This is a genomic window from Cellulosimicrobium marinum (assembly GCF_020551945.1).
GTDB lineage: Bacteria > Actinomycetota > Actinomycetes > Actinomycetales > Cellulomonadaceae > Cellulosimicrobium > Cellulosimicrobium marinum.
Map to the genome: position 1 here is coordinate 575,107 of NZ_JAJBZH010000002.1, position 18,995 is coordinate 594,101.

15 protein-coding genes are annotated in these 18,995 nt (G+C 75.3%); 11 read left to right on the forward strand and 4 right to left on the reverse strand.

Translation table 11 applies throughout. The features are described from left to right. The first annotated feature begins 113 nt into the window (after window positions 1-113). The 5 genes from LGQ04_RS06530 (at window position 114) to LGQ04_RS06550 (ending at window position 7,787) form a co-directional block, all read left to right on the forward strand. Window positions 114-1,643, forward strand: a complete 1,530-nt coding sequence (locus LGQ04_RS06530) for a 3' terminal RNA ribose 2'-O-methyltransferase Hen1 (RefSeq protein WP_229242876.1) — start codon at window positions 114-116, stop codon at window positions 1,641-1,643. Next, complete coding sequence (locus LGQ04_RS06535; RefSeq protein WP_229242877.1) at window positions 1,640-4,300, forward strand: polynucleotide kinase-phosphatase; 2,661 nt, start codon at window positions 1,640-1,642, stop codon at window positions 4,298-4,300. Before LGQ04_RS06530 ends, LGQ04_RS06535 begins: the two co-directional genes overlap by 4 nt. 80 nt (window positions 4,301-4,380) lie before the next feature. Further along, window positions 4,381-6,252: an ABC transporter ATP-binding protein gene (locus tag LGQ04_RS06540; protein WP_229242878.1), complete on the forward strand. Its 1,872-nt coding sequence runs from the start codon at window positions 4,381-4,383 to the stop codon at window positions 6,250-6,252. Continuing rightward, window positions 6,249-7,076, forward strand: coding sequence for an energy-coupling factor transporter transmembrane component T (locus LGQ04_RS06545; protein WP_229242879.1), 828 nt, complete (start codon window positions 6,249-6,251; stop codon window positions 7,074-7,076). The genes LGQ04_RS06540 and LGQ04_RS06545 overlap by 4 nt, the downstream gene beginning before the upstream one ends. Before the next feature lie 48 nt (window positions 7,077-7,124). Then, window positions 7,125-7,787 carry an ECF transporter S component gene (locus tag LGQ04_RS06550; RefSeq protein ID WP_229242880.1) on the forward strand — a complete coding sequence of 221 codons (663 nt, stop codon included), beginning with the start codon at window positions 7,125-7,127 and terminating at the stop codon, window positions 7,785-7,787. 9 nt (window positions 7,788-7,796) lie between these two features. Here the strand turns inward: LGQ04_RS06550 and LGQ04_RS06555 are convergent, their stop codons facing one another. From LGQ04_RS06555 to LGQ04_RS06565, 3 genes are all read right to left on the reverse strand, one after another. After that, entirely contained in the window at window positions 7,797-8,012 is a 216-nt protein-coding gene (locus tag LGQ04_RS06555; RefSeq protein ID WP_229242881.1) for a hypothetical protein, read from the reverse strand. A gap of 237 nt (window positions 8,013-8,249) precedes the next feature. Further along, window positions 8,250-8,549, reverse strand: coding sequence for a hypothetical protein (locus tag LGQ04_RS06560; RefSeq protein WP_229242882.1), 300 nt, complete (start codon window positions 8,547-8,549; stop codon window positions 8,250-8,252). Then, on the reverse strand, window positions 8,546-9,181 hold the full coding sequence (locus LGQ04_RS06565) for a TetR/AcrR family transcriptional regulator (RefSeq protein WP_229242883.1): 636 nt from the start codon (window positions 9,179-9,181) through the stop codon (window positions 8,546-8,548). The genes LGQ04_RS06560 and LGQ04_RS06565 overlap by 4 nt, the downstream gene beginning before the upstream one ends. Window positions 9,182-9,330: 149 nt before the next feature. Here LGQ04_RS06565 and LGQ04_RS06570 point away from each other — a divergent pair, with 149 nt between their 5' ends. Then, window positions 9,331-11,223 carry an ABC transporter ATP-binding protein gene (locus tag LGQ04_RS06570; RefSeq protein WP_229242884.1) on the forward strand — a complete coding sequence of 631 codons (1,893 nt, stop codon included), beginning with the start codon at window positions 9,331-9,333 and terminating at the stop codon, window positions 11,221-11,223. 91 nt (window positions 11,224-11,314) lie between these two features. Here LGQ04_RS06570 and LGQ04_RS06575 read toward each other — a convergent pair whose 3' ends face one another. After that, window positions 11,315-12,208 carry an LLM class flavin-dependent oxidoreductase gene (locus tag LGQ04_RS06575; protein ID WP_229242885.1) on the reverse strand — a complete coding sequence of 298 codons (894 nt, stop codon included), beginning with the start codon at window positions 12,206-12,208 and terminating at the stop codon, window positions 11,315-11,317. A 79-nt stretch (window positions 12,209-12,287) separates the two neighbouring features. Between LGQ04_RS06575 and LGQ04_RS06580 the strand changes: the two genes are divergently transcribed. From LGQ04_RS06580 to LGQ04_RS06600, 5 genes are all read left to right on the forward strand, one after another. Further along, window positions 12,288-12,587 carry a Dabb family protein gene (locus LGQ04_RS06580; protein WP_229242886.1) on the forward strand — a complete coding sequence of 100 codons (300 nt, stop codon included), beginning with the start codon at window positions 12,288-12,290 and terminating at the stop codon, window positions 12,585-12,587. A gap of 75 nt (window positions 12,588-12,662) precedes the next feature. Continuing rightward, window positions 12,663-13,586: an LLM class F420-dependent oxidoreductase gene (locus LGQ04_RS06585; RefSeq protein ID WP_229243031.1), complete on the forward strand. Its 924-nt coding sequence runs from the start codon at window positions 12,663-12,665 to the stop codon at window positions 13,584-13,586. Window positions 13,587-14,110: 524 nt separating this feature from the next. Continuing rightward, window positions 14,111-16,048: a glycosyltransferase family 2 protein gene (locus LGQ04_RS06590; RefSeq protein ID WP_229242887.1), complete on the forward strand. Its 1,938-nt coding sequence runs from the start codon at window positions 14,111-14,113 to the stop codon at window positions 16,046-16,048. Then, on the forward strand, window positions 16,045-16,776 hold the full coding sequence (locus LGQ04_RS06595) for an efflux RND transporter periplasmic adaptor subunit (RefSeq protein WP_229242888.1): 732 nt from the start codon (window positions 16,045-16,047) through the stop codon (window positions 16,774-16,776). The genes LGQ04_RS06590 and LGQ04_RS06595 overlap by 4 nt, the downstream gene beginning before the upstream one ends. 59 nt (window positions 16,777-16,835) lie before the next feature. Continuing rightward, window positions 16,836-18,908, forward strand: coding sequence for a glycosyl hydrolase (locus LGQ04_RS06600; RefSeq protein ID WP_229242889.1), 2,073 nt, complete (start codon window positions 16,836-16,838; stop codon window positions 18,906-18,908). Window positions 18,909-18,995: the final 87 nt, after the last annotated feature.

Below are 18,995 nucleotides of genomic sequence, written 5' to 3' on the forward strand. Positions count from 1 at the left end.
CGCCCGTCCCTCGACGGTAGACCCGCGAGCCCTGCCGCGTCGACGGGTCGGGCGGGTGGATCGCGGTCGAAACCTGGTGCTCGGCGCGGTGGGTGGCTGGCACGATGTCGGCCATGCTCGTGACCCTGACCGCGACCGCGGCGCCCGACGTCGGCCTCGACGACGCCTCCGACCTGGGGTTCCTCCTTCACAAGCACCCCGGCCGCGCGCAGACGTTCGACCTGCCGGTGGGGCGGGCGCACGTGTTCTACCCCGAGGCGACGCCGGAGCGCTGCACGGCGGCGCTGCTGCTGGAGGTGGACCCGGTGGGCCTCGTGCGGGACAAGCGGTTCGGCGGGTCGGGCGGGTTCGCGCTCGCGCGGTACGTCAACGACCGCCCGTACGCGGCGTCGTCGATGGTCGCGGTCGCGCTGGGGAAGGTGTTCTCCACGGCGGCGTCGGGGCGGTGCGACTCCCGCCCGGACCTCGTGGGGCGGGCGATCCCGCTCGACGTGCACGTGCCGTCGCTGCCCTGCCGGGGCGGTGCGGCGTTCGCGCGGCGGCTGTTCGAGCCGCTCGGGTGGACGGTGGAGGCGTCGGCGGAGCCGCTGGACCCGACGGTCCCGGGCTGGGGCGACTCGCGGTACGTCGACCTGCGCCTGCACGGCCGCGCCCGGCTCGCCGACGCGCTGACGCAGCTCTACGTGCTCCTGCCCGTGCTCGACGACGCGAAGCACTACTGGGTCGCGACGGACGAGGTGGACAAGCTCGTGCGCGCGGGCGGCACGTGGCTCGCCGACCACCCCGAGCGCGACGAGGTCCTGCGCCGCTACCTCGCCCACCAGCGCCGCTACGTCGACGACGCCGTGGCCCGCCTCGCCGCACGGGACGACGCCGCCCCCGCGGACCAGGAGACCGCCGAACCCCGGGTTGCGGGGCAGGAGACGGCCGGATCGCCGAACGACCCAGGGTTCGGCGACGAGCCCACCGCCGACGACGCCCCGCCGCTCGCCCGGCTGCGCGCCGACGCGGTCCTCGCGGCCCTGCACGACGCGGGCGCGCGCACTGTCGTCGACCTCGGCTGCGGCGAGGGCCTGCTGCTGCGGCGGCTCGCGGCCGACCGGACATTCACGCGCGTGCTCGGCACGGACGTGTCGGCGCGCGAGCTCGACCGCGCCGCGCGGCGGCTGCGCCTGCACGACGCGAGCGACGCCGAGCGCGAGCGCGTGCGGCTCGTGCAGTCGTCGCTCACGTACACCGACGACCGGCTCGCCGGGTTCGACGCCGCGGTGCTCATGGAGGTCGTGGAGCACGTCGACCCGTCGCGCCTCGACGCGCTCGAGCGCGCCGTCCTCGGGCACGCGCGGCCGCGCACCGTGGTCGTGACCACGCCGAACGTCGAGCACAACGTGCACTACCCGGGCCTGGAGCCGGGCGGGACGCGGCACCCGGACCACCGGTTCGAGTGGACGCGTGCAGAGTTCCGCGCGTGGGCCGAGGGCGCCGCGGAGCGCCACGGGTACGCGGTGGCGTACCGCGACGTCGGCCCGGTGCACGACGCCGCGGGCCCGCCCACGCAGATGGCCGTCCTCACGCTCCTGTCAGCGCCCCACCGGCCTCCCGGGCGTCCCGGTGCTGACAGCCCGGTGGGGGGTGCGGCATGACCGACCTCAAGGTCCCCGCGTCGAGCCTCGTCGTGCTCGTCGGCGTGTCGGGCTCGGGAAAGTCGACGTTCGCGCGCGAGCGGTTCGAGCCGTACGAGACGGTGTCGTCGGACGTGTGCCGCGGTCTGGTGTCGAACGACGAGAACGACCAGTCGGCGACCGCGGCGGCGTTCGAGGTGCTGGAGACGATCGTCGCGAAGCGTCTGGCGGCGAACCTGCTCACGGTGGTCGACGCGACGAACGTCCAGCGCGAGGCGCGCAAGGGCCTCGTCGCGCTCGCGCGCGCCCACGACGTGCTGCCCGTCGCGATCGTGCTCGACGTCCCGGAGGGTGTCGCGGTCGAGCGCAACGCGGCGCGCGCGGACCGGGGGTTCGGCGCGCACGTCGTGAAGCGGCAGCGTGCCGCGCTGCGGTCCTCGCTGAAGAGCCTGTCGCGCGAGGGGTTCCGGACGGTCCACGTGCTGCGCGGCACGGACGAGATCGACGCCGCGCGGGTCGTGCGCACGCCGCTGCTCACCGACCGCCGCGACGAGACCGGGCCGTTCGACGCGATCGGGGACGTGCACGGCTGCCTCGACGAGCTCCTCGCCCTCCTCGACCGCCTCGGGTACGAGGTGACCCGGGACGACGCGGGCCGCCCGGTCGACGCCGCGCACCCCGAGGGCCGCCGCGCGATCTTCCTCGGCGACCTCGTCGACCGGGGGCCGGACTCGCCCGGCGTGCTGCGCCTCGCGATGGGCATGGTCCGGGCCGGGCACGCCCTGGCCGTGCCCGGCAACCACGAGCACAAGCTCGTGCGCGCGCTCGGGGGACGTGACGTCCAGGTGTCGCACGGGCTGGAGACGACGCTCGCGCAGCTCGCGGACGAGACGCCGGAGTTCCGGCGCGACGTCGCCGAGTTCTGCCGCGACCTCGTCTCCCACCTCGTGCTCGACGGCGGCGCGCTCGTCGTCGCGCACGCGGGTCTCAAGGAGTCGTACCAGGGGCGCGCGTCGGGCCGGGTGCGCAGCTTCGCGCTGTACGGGGACACGACGGGCGAGACGGACGAGTTCGGCCTGCCCGTGCGCTACCCGTGGGCGCAGGACTACCGCGGCCGCGCCATGGTGCTCTACGGGCACACCCCGACGCCCGAGGCGGAGTGGGTGAACAACACGATGTGCCTCGACACGGGCTGCGTGTTCGGCGGGGCGCTCTCCGCGCTGCGCTACCCGGAGAAGGAGGTCGTGCAGGTCCCCGCGTCGCGCGTCCACTACGAGCCCGCCCGGCCCTTCCTGCCCGACGCCGCACCCGGCGCCGCACCCGACGCCGCCGGGTCGCCCGGCGCGGCGCGCGAGCCCGACCTGCTCGACGTCGCCGACGTCCTGCGGCGCGGGGTGGTGGAGACGGGCCTGCACGGGCGGGTGTCGATCGGCGCGGAGCTCGCGGCGGGCGCGCTCGAGGTCATGAGCCGGTTCGCCGTCGACCCGCGGCTCCTGCTGTACCTGCCGCCGACCATGAGCCCGGTCGCGACCTCCACGCTGCCGGGCCTGCTGGAGCACCCCGACGGCGCGTTCGCCGCCTACGCGCGGGACGGCGTCGACCGGGTCGTGTGCGAGGAGAAGCACATGGGCTCGCGGGGTGTCCTGCTCGTCGCGCGCGACTCCGGTCCCGGCGGCTCGCAGGTCGTCGCGGAGCGGTTCGGCATCGAGGCACCGGGCGCCGTGCACACGCGCACGGGCCGGTCGTTCCTCGACGAGCCGACGACGGCCCTCCTCCTCGGGCGCGTCGCCGCGGCTCTCGAGGCGGCGGGCACGTGGGACGCGCTCGGCGCGGACTGGGTGCTGCTCGACGCCGAGGTCCTCCCGTGGTCGCTCAAGGCCGACCCGCTCCTGCGCGACCAGTACGCGAGCGTCGGGGCGGCCGCGCGCGCCGTCATGCCCGCGGCGCTCGACGCGCTCGCCGCGGCGGAGGCACGCGGGGTCGACGTGGGGGAGCTGCACCGCCGGACCGCGGCGCGCGCCGCGGACGCCGCGCTCTTCGTCGAGGCGTACCGGCGCTACCGCTGGGACACCGGCGCGGGAGCCGCACCGGCCGGGGACCCGCTCCACGGCGTGCAGGTCGCGCCCTTCCAGGTGCTCGCGAGCGGGACGGCGGGGCGCCCCGGGGTGCCCGGGACCGACGGCACGACGCACACCGACCGCGACCACCTGTGGCACCTCGACGTCGCCGACCGTCTCGTCGCCGCCGACCCGGCGCTGTTCCGCCCGACCCGCCGGGTCGTCGTCGACCTCGCGGACGACGCGTCGCGCGCCGAGGGCACCGCGTGGTGGGAGGAGCTCACGGCGGACGGCGGCGAGGGGATGGTCGTCAAGCCGCTCGCGGGGCTCGTGCGCCGTCGCGGCGGGAAGGGTGGCGGCGGCCTCGTCCAGCCGGGGCTCAAGGTCCGGGGACGCGAGTACCTGCGCATCGTCTACGGGCCCGAGTACACGCAGGACCGCAACCTCGAACGGCTGCGCGACCGCTCGCTCGGCCGCAAGCGGTCCCTCGCGCTGCGCGAGTACGCGCTCGGCCTGGAGGCGCTCGACCGGGTCGTGCGGGGAGAGCCGCTGTGGCGGGTCCACGAGGCGGTGTTCGCGGTGCTCGCGCTGGAGTCGGAGCCGGTCGACCCGCGGCTGTGACCGGGCGGTGAGAGGCGGGGCCCGTCCGGGACGCCGGACGGGTCTCGTCCTGGCGCTTAGGGTCGCCTATCCTGTCCTGCGTGACCCAGGTCCCGACGCCGTCCGGCGCCACCGCGGACGCGCCCGCCCTCGCCGTGCGTGGCGTGGGCGTCCGCTACGCCGTGCACGACGACGCGGGGAACCCGGGCGCGGGGGCACCCGTCGAGCCCCGGCCGTGCGGCGTGACGTTCGACGTCCGCCCCGGTGAGGCGGTCCTGCTGCTCGGCCCGTCGGGCTGCGGCAAGTCGACCCTCGCGCTCACGACCAACGGGCTCGTCCCGCACGTCGTCGGTGCCGACCTCGACGGGTCGGTCGTCGTGCGCGGCCGGTCGACGGCCGAGCACACGCCGCCGGAGCTGTCCGCCGACGTCGCGATGGTGTTCCAGGACCCCGACGCGCAGGTCGTCACCGGCAGCGTGCTCGACGAGGTGTGCTTCGGCCCCGAGAACCTGCTCCTGCCCACCCCCGAGGTCCTGGCCCGTGCGGAGGACGCGCTACGTCGCGTCGGGCTGTGGGAGCGCCGCGCCGACGACCCGGCCGTGCTCTCCGGCGGCGGCCGTCAGCGGCTCGCCGTCGCGTGCGCGCTCGCGCTCGGCTCGCCCCTGCTCGTGCTCGACGAGCCCACCGCGAACCTCGACCCCGCCGGGACGGAAGAGCTCTACGCCGTCCTGCGGGACGTCGTCGGGCGCGGCGACCGCGCCGTGCTGCTCGTCGAGCACGACCTCGACGCCGCCGTGGGGCTCGTCGACCGGGTCGTCGTGCTCGACGCCGCGGGCCGCCTCGTCGCCGACGGTCCGGTGCGCGACGTGCTCGCCGGGCAGGCGGACCGCCTCGCGGACCTCGGCGTCTGGCTCCCGACGGCGACCCTCGCGGCGCTGCGCCTGCGCGACGCGGGCGTCCTCGCGGCGGACGTCGCGCTCCCGCTGGCGCCGGACGACCTCACGAGGCTGCTCGCCGACGTCGCGCCCATCACGCATTCCTCGACGCTGCCGCCCTCCGACCAGCACGGCGCTGCCCGACCCGCCGCGCACGTCGCGGGAGAGCCCGACGCCGAGCCCGTCCTCGTCGTCGAGCACGTGACGCTGCGGCGCGGACGAGGCGGACGACGGGGCCGGGGCACCGCACCGGTCCTGCGCGACGTCTCCCTCGCCGTACGACCCGGCGAGCTCGTCGCCGTCGTCGGGGCGAACGGTGCGGGGAAGACGACGCTCGCGCAGCTCGCCGCGGGCGTGCTCCGGCCGCGCCGCGGCGCGCTCGCCGGGCGGATCACCGTCTCCGGCCGCGACCCCGCCCGCACCGACCCGCGCGAGCTCGCCCGGCACGTCGGGTTCGTGTTCCAGAACCCCGAGCACCAGCTCGTCGCGTCGCGCGTCGACGACGAGCTCGCCCTCGGGCTGCGCCTGCGGGGCGTCCCCGAGGACGAGGTGACGCGCCGCGTCGAGGACGTGCTGCACCGCTTCGGGCTCGCCGACCTGCGCGACCGCCACCCGTTCCTGCTCTCCGGCGGGCAGAAGCGCCGCCTGTCGGTCGGGACCGCGATCGTCTGCCGGCCGGGCGTCCTCGTGCTCGACGAGCCCACGTACGGGCAGGACCGCGAGCGCGCCGCCGAGCTGCTCGACCTGCTCACGGCCCTGCACCACGACGGGACGGCCGTCGTGGTGGTGAGCCACGACATGCAGCTCGTCGCGGAGCACGCGACGCGGGTCGTCGCGCTGACGGACGGCGCGGTCGTCGCGGACGGGCGCCCCGAGGACGTGCTCGCCGACGAGGCCCTGCTGCGCGCCGCCGGGCTGCGCACGCCCCCGCTCGCGCGCGCGACACGGGACCTGCCGGCCTGGTGCGGCGTGACCCGGCTCGCCGACCTGCCCGGGCGCGCCACGGCGTCGGCCGCCCGGGACCTGGTGGTCGCATGAGCGCGGCCCCGCACCCCTCGACCGCCGCAGCACCCGGCGCGCCGTTCGACCGGCCGTGGTGGGACCTGCGCTCCTACGACCCGCTCGTCACGACCTTCGGACCGCTGCCCGTCGTCGTGTACGTGTTCACGACGCGCGACCTGCTGACGCCCGCGCTCGTCGGGCTCGCGGCGCTGCTCGTCCTCCTGACGATGGTCCGCCCGCCGGCGCGCGTCGTGGCCACGCTCCTGCTCGGGCTCCCCGTGCTCGCCGCGCTCATGACGGTGTCGTTCGGCGTGCTCACCGACCCGCGCGGCGTCGACGACACGACGCTGCTCCTGACGGTCGGACCGTTCGAGCTGTGGTCCGGCGCGCTCGAGACGGGCCTCGCGACGAGCCTGCGCACGTGCACGCTGCTGCTCCTCGTGCTGATCGGCGGGCTGTCGACGACCGGGCAGGACGTGGTCCGCGCGCTCGTCCAGCAGGTCCGCCTGCCGTACCGCGTCGGGTACGCGGCGCTCGCCGCGCTGCGGTTCGTGCCGCGGTTCGGGCACGAGCTCGACGTGATCCGTGCGGCGCACCGGGTGCGCGGCGTCGACCACGGCACGGGCCCGCTCGCCGCCGGGCGCCGACAGCTCGGCTACGCCGTGCCGCTGCTCGCGGGCGGGATCCGCCACGGCGAGCGCGTCTCGCTCGCGATGGAGGCCCGGGCGTTCGGCGCGCACGCGACCCGCACCGAGCGCGTCGTGATCCCGTTCCGGGTGCGCGACGTCGTCCTCCTCGCCGCGACCTGGGCCGTGCCCGCCGTGATCGCCCTCGTCCTCGTCCCCGCCCTCGGCGGCTGAACGACCCCCGACCCGTCCCTGCCGACGTCACCGAACCGGAGCCCGACCATGTCCTCCCAGCCGTCCAGCCAGCCGCCCGCCCAGCCGCCCAGCCAGCCGTCCGCCCAGCGGTCGACCGCGCGCGGCCGCTCGCTCACCACGCGCTACCTCATGACGTGCGCCGCGATCGGCGCCGCGACGGGCGTCCTGCTCGTGCCGGCGAACTTCGTCGCCGCCACGCTCGCCGTGACCGTCCCCGTGCTGTACTCCGCGATGCTCGGCCTGTGGATCGTCGGGCCGGTGCTCGCGCTCGCCCTCGTCCGGCGTCCCGGCGCCGCGGTCCTCACGATGCTCGTCGCCGGGGTGATCAGCTCGGCGTCGCCGCTCGGGGCGTCGTCGATCCTCACGTGCCTCATGGTCGGGGCGGCGCTCGAGGTCGCGTTCCTCGTCACGTTGTACCGCGTGTGGTCGCCGTGGCTGTTCTACGGGGCGACGTTCGTGTTCTCCGCGCTGTACACCTGGTCCGCGTACGTCGCGTTCGACGCCGCGTCGATGTCGACGCTCGTCCAGGTCCTCATCGTCGTGCTCATGATGGCGAGCGCGCTCGTCGGGACGTGGGCCGGTCTGCTCCTCGCCCGGCGGCTGGAGAAGGCGGGCGTCGCGCGCGGGCTCGCCCCCGCGCGTCGGGCACCCGCGGCCGCACCGGGCGCGGTGGGCGCGCCGGGCGCCTGAGCCGCAGCCTCAGCCGCCGAGGAACGCGTTCATCGCGAGGACGCTGAACAGCACCGCGCCGCCGACGACCGCCAGCGCGACGAGCCACCCGTTCGCGCGCTCGACCGGCGGGACCGCCGGCGCGGTGGGCGTAGCCCGGCGTCGCCGTCGCCCGGCGAAACGCACGCCGCGCGCGGCGGCGCGGGTCGGTGAGGTCGTCTCGGGGGAGCGGGACTGGCTCGTCACTGGGGCCTCCGGTCGTCCGGCGCCGCTGCCCGACGCCGTAGCCCCAGTCTTCGCGCCGCGGCCCCTCGGGCGCGTCGCCCGTCCGACGGATCCTGCGCGCCCGGGGTGTGCGACCTGCGGATGACCCGTGGTCGTCCGCCGCGCGGACCGTCGGGACGAACGCGGACCGCCGACGGTCCGCGTGTGGTGCACGCGTAGGCGCGAACCCGCAGGTCGGGCGCGGGAGGGGGCGGAGGGTCAGCGCGGGGCGTTCTCGTGGTAGCGAGGGCGGTGGTCGTCGCCGCGGCCGTTGCGCGCGACGCGCTGGAGCCAGCGGATCTCGCGGAGCGCGATCGCCGCCGCGACGACGAGGGGCACCCAGGCCCAGACGCGGCCGCGCAGCACGAGCGTCAGGCAGACGAGCGCGACGACGAGCCCGCCGAGCACGGTCGCGACGCTCGACCAGCGCGTGCCGGTGCGGACGCCGTCGACGCGCAGCCACCACCGGCGCACGCGATCGCCGAGGCCGGGGGGCGGGGTGGGGTCGGGCGCGCTCACGGCTGCTCACCGCCCGGCCGCGCGAGGACGACGTTCTCGATGCTGCGCAGCGCCATGCGCAGACCCTCCGCGCGCGACACCTCGCCCTCGTCCGCCATGGACCACGCGTTGAAGAGCATCCACCACAGGGTGCGCAGCAGCCACGTCACGGTGACCTGGTCGTCGAGCACGCCGTCGGCCTGGCCGCGGCGCAGCAGGTCGCGGACGGGTTCCTCGGCCTGCTCGGCCTCGGCCCAGAACTCGGGCTCGCCGTCGGACAGCTCGTTGAACAGCACCATGTACCAGGGCCCGAGCTCGTAGTACTCGAACGCGAGGCGTCGCACCGCGGCGGCCGGGTCGCCCTCGTCGAGGCGGGCGGCGGTGATGGCCGCGCGGGTGCGCACCACGGCCTCGCTCGCGATGGCCTCGACGAGGTCGGCGCGCTCGGGGAAGTAGCGGTGCAGCGTGGTGCGGCCGACGTGCGCGGCCTGGGCGACGTCGGCGAGCGATGCGGCCCGGTCGGTGCTCAGGAGGGTGGTGGCGGCCTCGAGGATCGCTCGGCGCGTGCGCGCGCGTGCCGCCGACTCCCGGGGCGGGGGAGCCGCGGCGTCGGTGTCGCGGGGCGGTGCGGCTCCGCTCGTTCGTGCCGTCACGACCCCCACCCTAGCGAGGTTGCCCGCGGTACACGCGTTGCCAACTATGGAACATTCGTGTTCCACTTGGGATCACACCTCATCCGCACCGAATGGCATGGCGTCAACCGCGGTTGACGCCAGATCGGATGTCAATCATGGTTGACAGCATGGACACCGTCGACACGAGCCCTCGCCACGACGTCCGCCCCGAGGGCGACGAAGCCCCGGCCACGGCACCGGCGGAGCCGTTCCTGCCGCGGCTCAAGGTCCTGTGGGAGTTCGTCCGACCGCACCGCCGCACCCTCGGCCTCGGCCTGGTGCTCGGTCTCGGCACCACCGCCGCGACCCTCGCGACCCCCATGGTCACCAAGTGGGTGCTCGACACCCTCGGCACCGGGCAGTCGCTCGCCCCCGCGGTGGGGACGCTCGTCGTCCTCCTGCTCGTCGGGCTCGTGCTCGGCCTGTGGCAGTGGGTGCTGCTCGGCACGCTCGCGGAGCGCGTCGTGCTCGACGCGCGCTCGTCCATGGTCCGTCGGTTCTTCCGCGCCCGGATCGCCGCCCTGACCGGCCGCCCGACGGGCGAGCTCGTCACGCGCGTCACGTCCGACACCGTGCTGCTGCGCGAGGCCGCGTCGTCGAGCCTCGTCAACCTCGTGAACCTCGCGGTGTCGCTCGTCGGGACGATCGTGCTCATGGGCGTGCTCGACCTCGTCCTCCTCGGCACGACGCTCGCCGCGATCGTCGTCATCGGCGTGCTCGTCGGGGTCCTCATGCCGCGCATCGCGAAGGCGCAGGAGCAGGCCCAGGAGTCGCTCGGCCGGCTCGGCGGCACGCTCGAGGGCGGGCTGCGCGCGATCCGCACGATCAAGGCGAGCCGCGCCGAGGGCCGCCAGATCGACCGCGTCCTCGACGACGCGCAGGAGTCCGCGCGCCACAGCGTCCGGGCCGTGCGCACCGAGGCCGTCGCGTGGTCCGTCGCGGGCGGCGGCATCCAGCTCGCGATCATCGTCGTCCTCGCACTCGGCGCGTGGCGCGTCGACCAGGGCCTGCTCGCGGTGTCGAGCCTCGTCGCGTTCCTCCTCTACGCGTTCCAGATCGTCGAGCCCGTCACCGGCCTCACGATGAACGTCACCCAGCTCCAGGCCGGGATCGCCGCCGCGGGCCGCATCCGCGACGTCCAGGCGATCGACCCCGAGGAGGACGACGCCGCGGCACGGCCCGCCGGTGTCCTCGACCCGGCCCGCGCGGAGGTGGGGCGGCCGGGGACGGCGGGGGCGCCGTCGGGCACCGACGGGCGTACGGCGCGGCTCTCCCTGCGCGGCGTCACCGCGCGCTACCTGCCCGGCGGCGAGCCGGTCGTGCGCGACCTCGACCTCGACGTGCCGCACCGCGGCCAGGTCGCGATCGTCGGGCCGTCGGGCGCGGGCAAGACGACGACGTTCTCGCTGCTCCTGCGGTTCCTCCAGCCCGAGTCGGGGCGGATCCTGCTCGACGGCGTCCCGTACGACGCGCTGTCGTTCGACGACGTGCGCCGCCGGTTCGCGTACGTCGAGCAGGAGACCCCGGTCGTGCCGGGGACGATCCGCGAGAACCTCCAGCTCTCCGCACCGGGCGCGAGCGACGACGCGATGTGGGCCGCGCTGGAGAAGGTGCGTCTCGCCGCGAAGGTGCGCTCGCTCGACGACGGCCTCGACACGTCCCTCGTCGGGACGACCGTCTCGGGCGGCGAGCGTCAGCGCGTGGCCCTCGCGCGCGCCGTCCTGCACGCGCCCGACGTGCTGCTGCTCGACGAGGCCACGGCGCAGGTCGACGGGCTCACCGAGGCCGCCGTCCACGCCGTCATCGAGGACCTCGCCCGCGAGCGCGCCGTCGTGACCATCGCCCACCGGTTGTCCACCGTCATCGACGCCGACCTCATCCTCGTCATGGAGGACGGCCGCGTCCGGGCGAGAGGCACGCACGCCGAGCTCCTCGCGACCGACGAGCTGTACCGCGAGCTCGTCGCCGCGCTGCGCATCGCCACCGAGGAGGCGACCGCGCACCCCGACCCCGCGAGGTAGTACCCCGGTCCCGCCAGGTAGTACCGAGGTCGCGCGAAGGAGGTGACGCACGTCGTCTCCCGCGTGCTCGGCCCGCTCGGCTCAGGGCGGCTCAGAGCGCGGCGACCTGCGCGATCCCCTCCGTGGCGACACGCTCGTACACGGCCTGGTCGCCGTCGAACTGGGTGCCGGGGATCGGGCGGTGCAGCACGATCTCCGTGATGCCGGCGGCGGCGTACGCGGCCGCGGTCTCCACGAACGCGTCGACCGAGTCGAGGGGCCGGTCCGGCGTGAACCCGGTGAGGAGCACCCGGTCCATCCCGGCGGGGTCGCGTCCCGCGGCGGTGCACGCGGCCGCCAGCGCGTCCACCTGGGCGCGGACCGCAGCCCGCGAGTCGGCGGGCGTCGCGTCGTCGGGCAGCCTCCCGTCGCCCGTCGTCACCCACGCCTGCGCGTACCGGGCGGTGAGCCGCAGGCCGCGCGGCCCGGTCGCGGCGATCGCGAACGGCACCCGGGGTGCCTGCGCCGGGCCGGGGATGGTGCGGGCCTCGTGCGCACGGTAGTGGCCGTCGTCGTGCGTGACGACCGGCTCGGTGAGCAGACGGTCCAGCAGGACCGTGAAGTCCCGTAGCCGGTCCGCCCGCTCCCGCGGCGACCACGGCTCCCCGCCGAGCACCCGCGCGTCGAACCCGCTCGTCCCTGCCCCGAGACCCACGGTCACCCGGCCGCCCGACACGTCGTCGAGCGTCATGACGTCCTTGGCGAACGTCACCGGCTCCCGGAAGTTCGGCGACGTCACGAGCGTGCCGAGCCGCACCCGCTCCGTCACCGCGGCGGCCGCGGCCAGCGTCGGGACCGTGCCGAACCACGGGCCGTCCCGGAACGTGCGCCACGACAGGTGGTCGTACGTGGACGCGGTGTGGAAGCCGAGGTCGTCGGCCTCCCGCCAGACCTCGCGTGCCTCGCGCCACGGGTACACGGGCAGGATCACGGTGCTCACGCGCATGGCACGACCCTACGGTGCGGCGGGCCGGGGCCCGCGCGTCGGCCCGGTGGGAGCGGCGGTACCTGCCTAGGGTGGCGAGGTGATCCAGCACACCGTCGCCTTCCGCCTCGTCCACGCCGCCGGCAGCCCCGAGGAGACCGAGTTCCTCGACACCGCGCGGCGCACCCTCACCGCGATCCCCGGGGTCCAGGACTTCTCGGTCTCGCGCCAGGTGAGCGCCAAGAGCCCGTTCGCGTTCCAGTTCTCCATGGTGTTCGCCGACGACGCCGCGTTCGCCGCGTACGACGCCCACCCCGCGCACACCGGCTTCGTCGCCCAGCGCTGGGTGCCGGAGGTCGCCGAGTTCGCCGAGCTCGACCTCGTCCCGCTCGACGGCTGAGCGCAGCGCGCGACCGGGGTTCTCCCTCGCGACCCGGGGTACCCGCGCGTGGGGGAGGATGGCGGCATGACCCAGATCGACCTGCGCATCTTCACCGAGCCGCAGCAGGGGGCGTCGTACGACGACCTGCTCGCCGTCGCGAAGGCCACCGAGGACCTCGGTTTCGACGCCTTCTTCCGCTCCGACCACTACCACGTCATGGGTGACGGCGACGGCCTGCCCGGACCCACCGACGCCTGGACGACCCTCGCCGGGCTCGCCCGGGAGACGAGCCGCATCCGGCTGGGCACGCTCGTGTCGTCGGCGACGTTCCGGCACCCGGGCGTGCTCGCGATCCAGGTGGCGCAGGTCGACCAGATGTCGGGCGGGCGGGTCGAGCTCGGGCTCGGCGCGGGGTGGTTCGCGCGCGAGCACGAGGCGTACGGCATCCCGTTCCCGGACAGGCGGTTCGGGATCCTCGAGGAGCAGCTCGCGGTGATCACGGGGCTGTGGGAGACGCCCGTCGGCGAGACGTTCTCCTACGCGGGCGAGCACTACACGCTCACCGACGCCCCGGCGCTGCCCAAGCCGGCGCAGGAGCGTGTGCCGGTGATCGTCGGCGGGCACGGGCCGCGCCGCACCCCCGCCCTCGCGGCGCGGTACGCGAGCGAGTACAACGCGGCGTTCCCCGACCCGGGCGTGCTGCCCGAGCGGTTCGAGAACGTGCGCGCCGCGTGCCTCGACGCGGACCGCGACCCCGACTCGCTCGTCTACTCGGCCGCGTTCGTCCTCGCGGTCGGTGCGGACGAGGCCGAGTTCCGCCGTCGGGCCGCCGCGATCGGCCGCGAGCCCGACGAGCTGCGCCGCAACGGCCTCGCCGGGACGGTCGACGACGTCGTGGACACGATCTCCGCGGCCGCCGAGCAGGGCGCGACGCGCTTCTACCTCCAGGTGCTCGACCTGCACGACCTCGACCACCTCGACCTCGTCGCGCGCGAGGTCGTCCCGCAGCTGCCCTGACGCGGCGTCGCACGACCCGCCGACCGTCCACCCCTCGGACGGTCGGCGCGTCGTCGCCGTGAATTCTCCGTTTCCGCCCGTGAACGGCGCGTTTCGCGTCCGTGCAGGTCGCCCGCGCACGGCGCCCGGCCCACCCGGCCCGCCCGGCTGACGGAACGGCGTCGTCCCAACGATCCCGACCCGCCGACCCCCGCCGCCGGCCCCCGCGCGACCTCACCCGGGTGCCGCGTCCCCCGCACGCCCCGCGACACGGACCCGCGGATCACCCGTGACAGCCGCCCCCCGCGCCGCTACGTTCGGCGCAGACGACGAGGTGGCCCGCTCCCGAGCGGGCCACCTCGACCCGTCTCGGCCCGCGCCACCGCGCACCGCCGGCTCCACCGCACCTCGTCACGACGCCGACGACGTCGCCGCACCCGGGCACGGGACCACGGCAGGCGACCGCTCGCCGTCGGCCACCCGCGCCCGACCCGCGCCGCACGCCCCGGGGTCCCCGCGCCCCGACGGAAGCCGGAGGACCCGCGATGGCCGTCTCCGAGTTCGACCGCCTGGTCGTCACGCCCCGCCGCACCCAGTACGTGCGACCCGCACCGTTCGGCCCCCGCGCCACGCCCGAACGTGCCACCGCACCCCCGCGCGACGAGAACTCGGCCGCCCGGTCGCCGTCGCTCGTCATGATCATGCTGCTCGCCACCCTCGGCGTCGTCGCGTACGCCGTCTTCCTCCTCAACCCCGCCAACCGCGGGGACGCCCTGCCCTACGTCATGGTCATCACCGCCGAGACCGTGCTCGTCGCCCAGGCGCTCCTCGCCATGTGGACCGTCCTGTCCAGCGGCCACGACCCGCGCGGCTTCTCCTTCCACCACGCGAAGGACCGCCTGTTCGACGTCCCCGAGATCATCCGCGACCACGCCGAGGACGACCCCACCCGCTGGAACCTCTACCTGCACGACCGGCCCGTCACCGTCGACGTCCTCATCACCACCTACGGCGAAGACCTCGACACCATCGCCCGCACCGTCCGCGCCGCCGTCGCGATGCGCGGCACCCACCGCACCTGGGTGCTCGACGACGGCCGCTCCGACGACGTGCGCGACCTCGCCGCCCAGCTCGGCGCCCGCTACGTGCGACGCCTGTCCAGCAACGGCGCCAAGGCCGGCAACGTCAACCACGCCCTCGCCATCGCGAAGGGCGACCTGTTCGTCATCCTCGACGCCGACTTCGTCGCACGCCCCGAGTTCCTCGTCGAGACCGTCCCGTTCTTCGTCAAGGACGACGTCGCGTTCGTCCAGACCCCGCAGACCTACGGCAACCTCGACAACCTCATCTCCCGCGGCGCCGGATACATGCAGGCCGTGTTCTACCGGTTCGTCCAGCCCGGCCGGAACCGCTTCAACGCCGCGTTCTGCGTCGGCACCAACGTCATCTTCCGACGCGCCGCCATCGACGACATCGGCGGCATGCACACCGACTCCAAGTCCGAGGACGTGTGGACGTCGCTCATGCTCCACGAACGCGGCTGGCGCACCGTCTACATCCCCACGACCCTCGCCGTCGGCGACACCCCCGAGACCGTCGAGGCGTACACCAAGCAGCAGCTGCGCTGGGCCACCGGCGGGTTCGAGATCCTCCTCCAGCACAACCCCCTCAGCCCCCGCAGGAACCTCACCTTCGACCAGCGGCTCCAGTACACCGTCACCGCCACCCACTACCTCGCCGGCATCGCACCCCTCGTGCTCCTGCTCGTGCCGCCCCTGCAGATCTACCTCGACCTCACCCCCATGAACCTCACCATCTCGTGGGGCACCTGGCTGCTCTACTACGCCGGGTTCTACGTGCTGCAGATCGCCATCGCGTTCTTCACCCTCGGCTCGTTCCGCTGGGAGGTGCTCATGCTCGCCTCCGTGTCCTTCCCCATCTACACGAAAGCCCTCTGGAACGCGCTCACCGGCAAGGACCAGGCCTGGCACGTCACCGGCAGCAAGGGCACGGTCACGTCACCGTTCACCTACATGATCCCGCAGGTGCTGTTCTTCGCCTTCCTCCTCCTGACGTCGCTCGTGGGGGCGTGGAAGGAGTGGGGCGACCCGATGCCGAGCCTCGCGCTCGCGTGGAACGTCACCAACACGGTCATCCTCGGGGCGTTCGTCGTGACGGCGTTCCGCGAGTCGTCCGCGGCGAGGCGGGCCGGGCGGGCTGGCCGGGCGCGGGGTGAAGGTCGAGGTCGCCTCCGGCGGCGGGGTGGGGCGGCCGCGCCGGGTCTGCCATCCGCGGGCTCGTCCCTCGCCCGCTCCCGCCAGACCCGCCACGACCCGGCGCAGCCGCCCCACCCCACCGCCTCGTCCGGTGTCGGCTCGTCCCCCGTCGCCTCTTCTGTCGTCGGACCGCACCCGCGGACCGCAGCATCATCGACCGACCCAGCACAACCGCCGACCGCTCAGACCGCCGGAGGTGTCGCATGACCTGGTCCCACCGCATCCGACTCGTCGCGGGGCTGCTCGCCGTGCTGCTCGTGTGCGCGGCGCTGACGCTCGTGATGAACCGCAGGCTCGGGCAGGCCACGAGCCAGACCGCGACGATCCGGGCGGAGGTGCTCGACGTCGGGTCGGACTACGCCGGGACCGTCACGACCGCCGACGTCGCGGAGGGCGACGAGGTCGCGGCGGGCGACCCGCTGTTCACGGTGAGCAGCCTGACGCTGCAGCACGACCTGTCCCTCGGGCTCGTCAGCGCCGACACGAAGGCGTACTCCGTGAGCGAGGACGGGTCGATCACGCTCGTCGCGCCGTACGACGCGGTCGTCACCGACGTGACGGTGCGCGAGGGCGGGTTCGTGCAGGCGGGCGAGGTCATGGCGTCCCTCGAGCGCGAGGGGTCGTTGTTCGTCGACGCGCAGCTCACGCTCGACCCGGAGGACTTCGCGCGCGTACGGCAGGACGCGGTCGTGACGGTGGTGCTCCCGAACCAGGTGGAGGTCGCGGGGCGGGTCGCGTCCATCTCGGTCGAGAACACGGGCAACCGGGCGGCGGCGACCGTCGAGGTCACGAGCGACGCGCTCGTGCGGGGCGCGCACGACGGCCTCGTCGCGTCGGGCACGCCGGTCACCGCCAGCATCGACCTGCACGACGACGGGGTGCTCGCCGGGGTGAACGACACCTTCGGGGAGTTCCTGCGGAAGGTCGGGCTGTGACGCGGCGCCGCGGAGGGTCGGCCCCGCGCCGGGGCGGTGCGCGCGTCGCGGCGGTCGCCGTGTCCGTCGCTCTGCTGGCGACCGGGTGCTCGATGTTCGCGTCCGACGCGAGCCCTGGCGCCGGGGGGAGCGACGCGCCGGGCGCCGTGCCCGTGGCCGCGGACCTCACCGGGACGGCGCCGGACGTCGACCCGGGGATCCTGCCGCAGGAGTCCGTCGCCCCGCCGCCGGCCATGCGTCTCGCGGACGGTCTCGTCCCGCCGACGAACCGGTGGTTCTCCGGCCTGGTCTTCGGCGACGAGCCGCTGCCCGTCTTCCCCGTGCCGCTCGCGGTCGGGGTGACGGACGGCGGGTTCGGCGTGGGCCTGCCCGACGTCACGGTCACCGAGACGTCGGTCGTCGGGCCGTTCGTCGCGCAGGTGGGGGTCGACGTCGGGGCCGCGTCGTCGCAGGTCACGGCCTACGACACCGCCTCGGTGACGCTCACGCTGCACGACGCCGCGGGGTCGGCGCTCGGTGACGTGACCCTCGTGGAGGGCTCGCCCGTGCTGCGCTACACCGCCGCCACGGACCAGACCGCCGCCCTCACGCAGGCGTTCGCCGCGTCGTCGGACGGGCTCGTGACGGCCGACGTCGAGGGGCGCACGTGGGTGCTCGTCGGCCCGGGCGGACCGGACGACGCGTCGGCGCTCGCGGACGATGGCCGCACGGTCGACCTCGCGGCGGGGGAGAGCGTCGCGTTCCTCCCCGCCCCGGACCTGCCCGACGACGCCCCGGACGACGCGCTCGTGACGCTCGCCGAGGCAGCCGCGCACCCCGTCACGGGGACGACGCTCGCGTACGGCGTGGGCGACGACACCGTGACGACGGCGATCACGTACGAGACCGGGGGCGGTGAGCCCGGGGCGAGGACCGTCGTCGTGCGCATGCCGCACCAGGCCGAGAGCGACGGTGCGACGTGCGGGCTCGGCACGTACGCGACCGTCCACGGGACGGTGGAGGTGTGCACGGCGAGCACGCTCGCGTGGGCGAGCCCCGCCGTCGAACCCGCGGGGACGCTGGACCTGTCCGGGCTCGGCGAGGACGAGGAGGCCGAGCTCGCGGACCAGGTCCGCGCGGACGCCGCAGCGCGCGAACCGCTGCCGTCCGACACGTACTTCGGCGGCAAGTCGCTCGCCCGCGACGCCAACCTCCTCGTGCTCGCCGAGCAGCTCGGGCTCGACGACGTCGCGGCGCCGCTGCGCGAGGACCTCGCCGCCGCGCTGCGCGAGTGGGCGGAACCCGGCGCGTGCGCGGCGCGCGACGCGCGCTGCTTCGTCTACGACCCGGCGGTGCGGGGCGTCGTCGGGCGCACGCCCTCGTTCGGGTCCGAGGAGCTCAACGACCACCACTTCCACTACGGCTACTTCCTCTACGCCGCGGGCGTCGTCGCGGCCGACGACCCCGACCTCGTGGCCGACCTCGAGCCCGTGCTCGACCTGCTCGCGGCGGACGTCGCGGCGGGCGCCGGCAGCGACGACTTCCCGGCGCTGCGCGTGTTCGACGCGTACGCCGGCCACTCGTGGGCGTCCGGGTACTCGCCGTTCGGGGACGGGAACAACCAGGAGTCGGCCTCGGAGGCGGTGTCCGCGTGGAACGGGCTCGCGCTGTGGGCCGCGGCGTCGGGCGACGCGGACCTGGAGGCGCAGGCCCGCTGGCTGCTCGCCGCCGAGGCGGCGTCGGCGCGCGCCTACTGGACGGACTTCGACCGCGACGACCCGGCCGTCGCCGGGTTCGGGCACGGGGTGACGTCGCTCGTGTGGGGCGGCAAGCGCGACTGGGCGACCTGGTTCAGCCCGGAGCCCAGCGCGATGCTCGGCATCGTCGTGCTGCCCTCCCAGCCCGTCGCGGGGTACCTCGCGGGCGACCCCGAACGTATCCGGGCGAACCTCGACGAGGCGCTCGCGGGCCCTCGGGACGACCCGGCCTCCTGGGACGTCATGTTCGGCGACCAGCTCCTCATGTACGCCGGGCTCGCCGGGCCCGACGACGCGGCGTCGGCCCTGGAGGTGGCGCGCGGCCTCCCCGACGAGCGGGTCGACGACGGCAACACCCGCTCCTTCCTGCTGGCGTTCCTCCTGTCCCGGACCTGACCGAGGGCGGTCCGTGCCAGGCTCCGACGGGGCGGTGGCACAATCCTCCTCCGGGGGCTCCACACGAACTTCACCGACAGGAGAGTC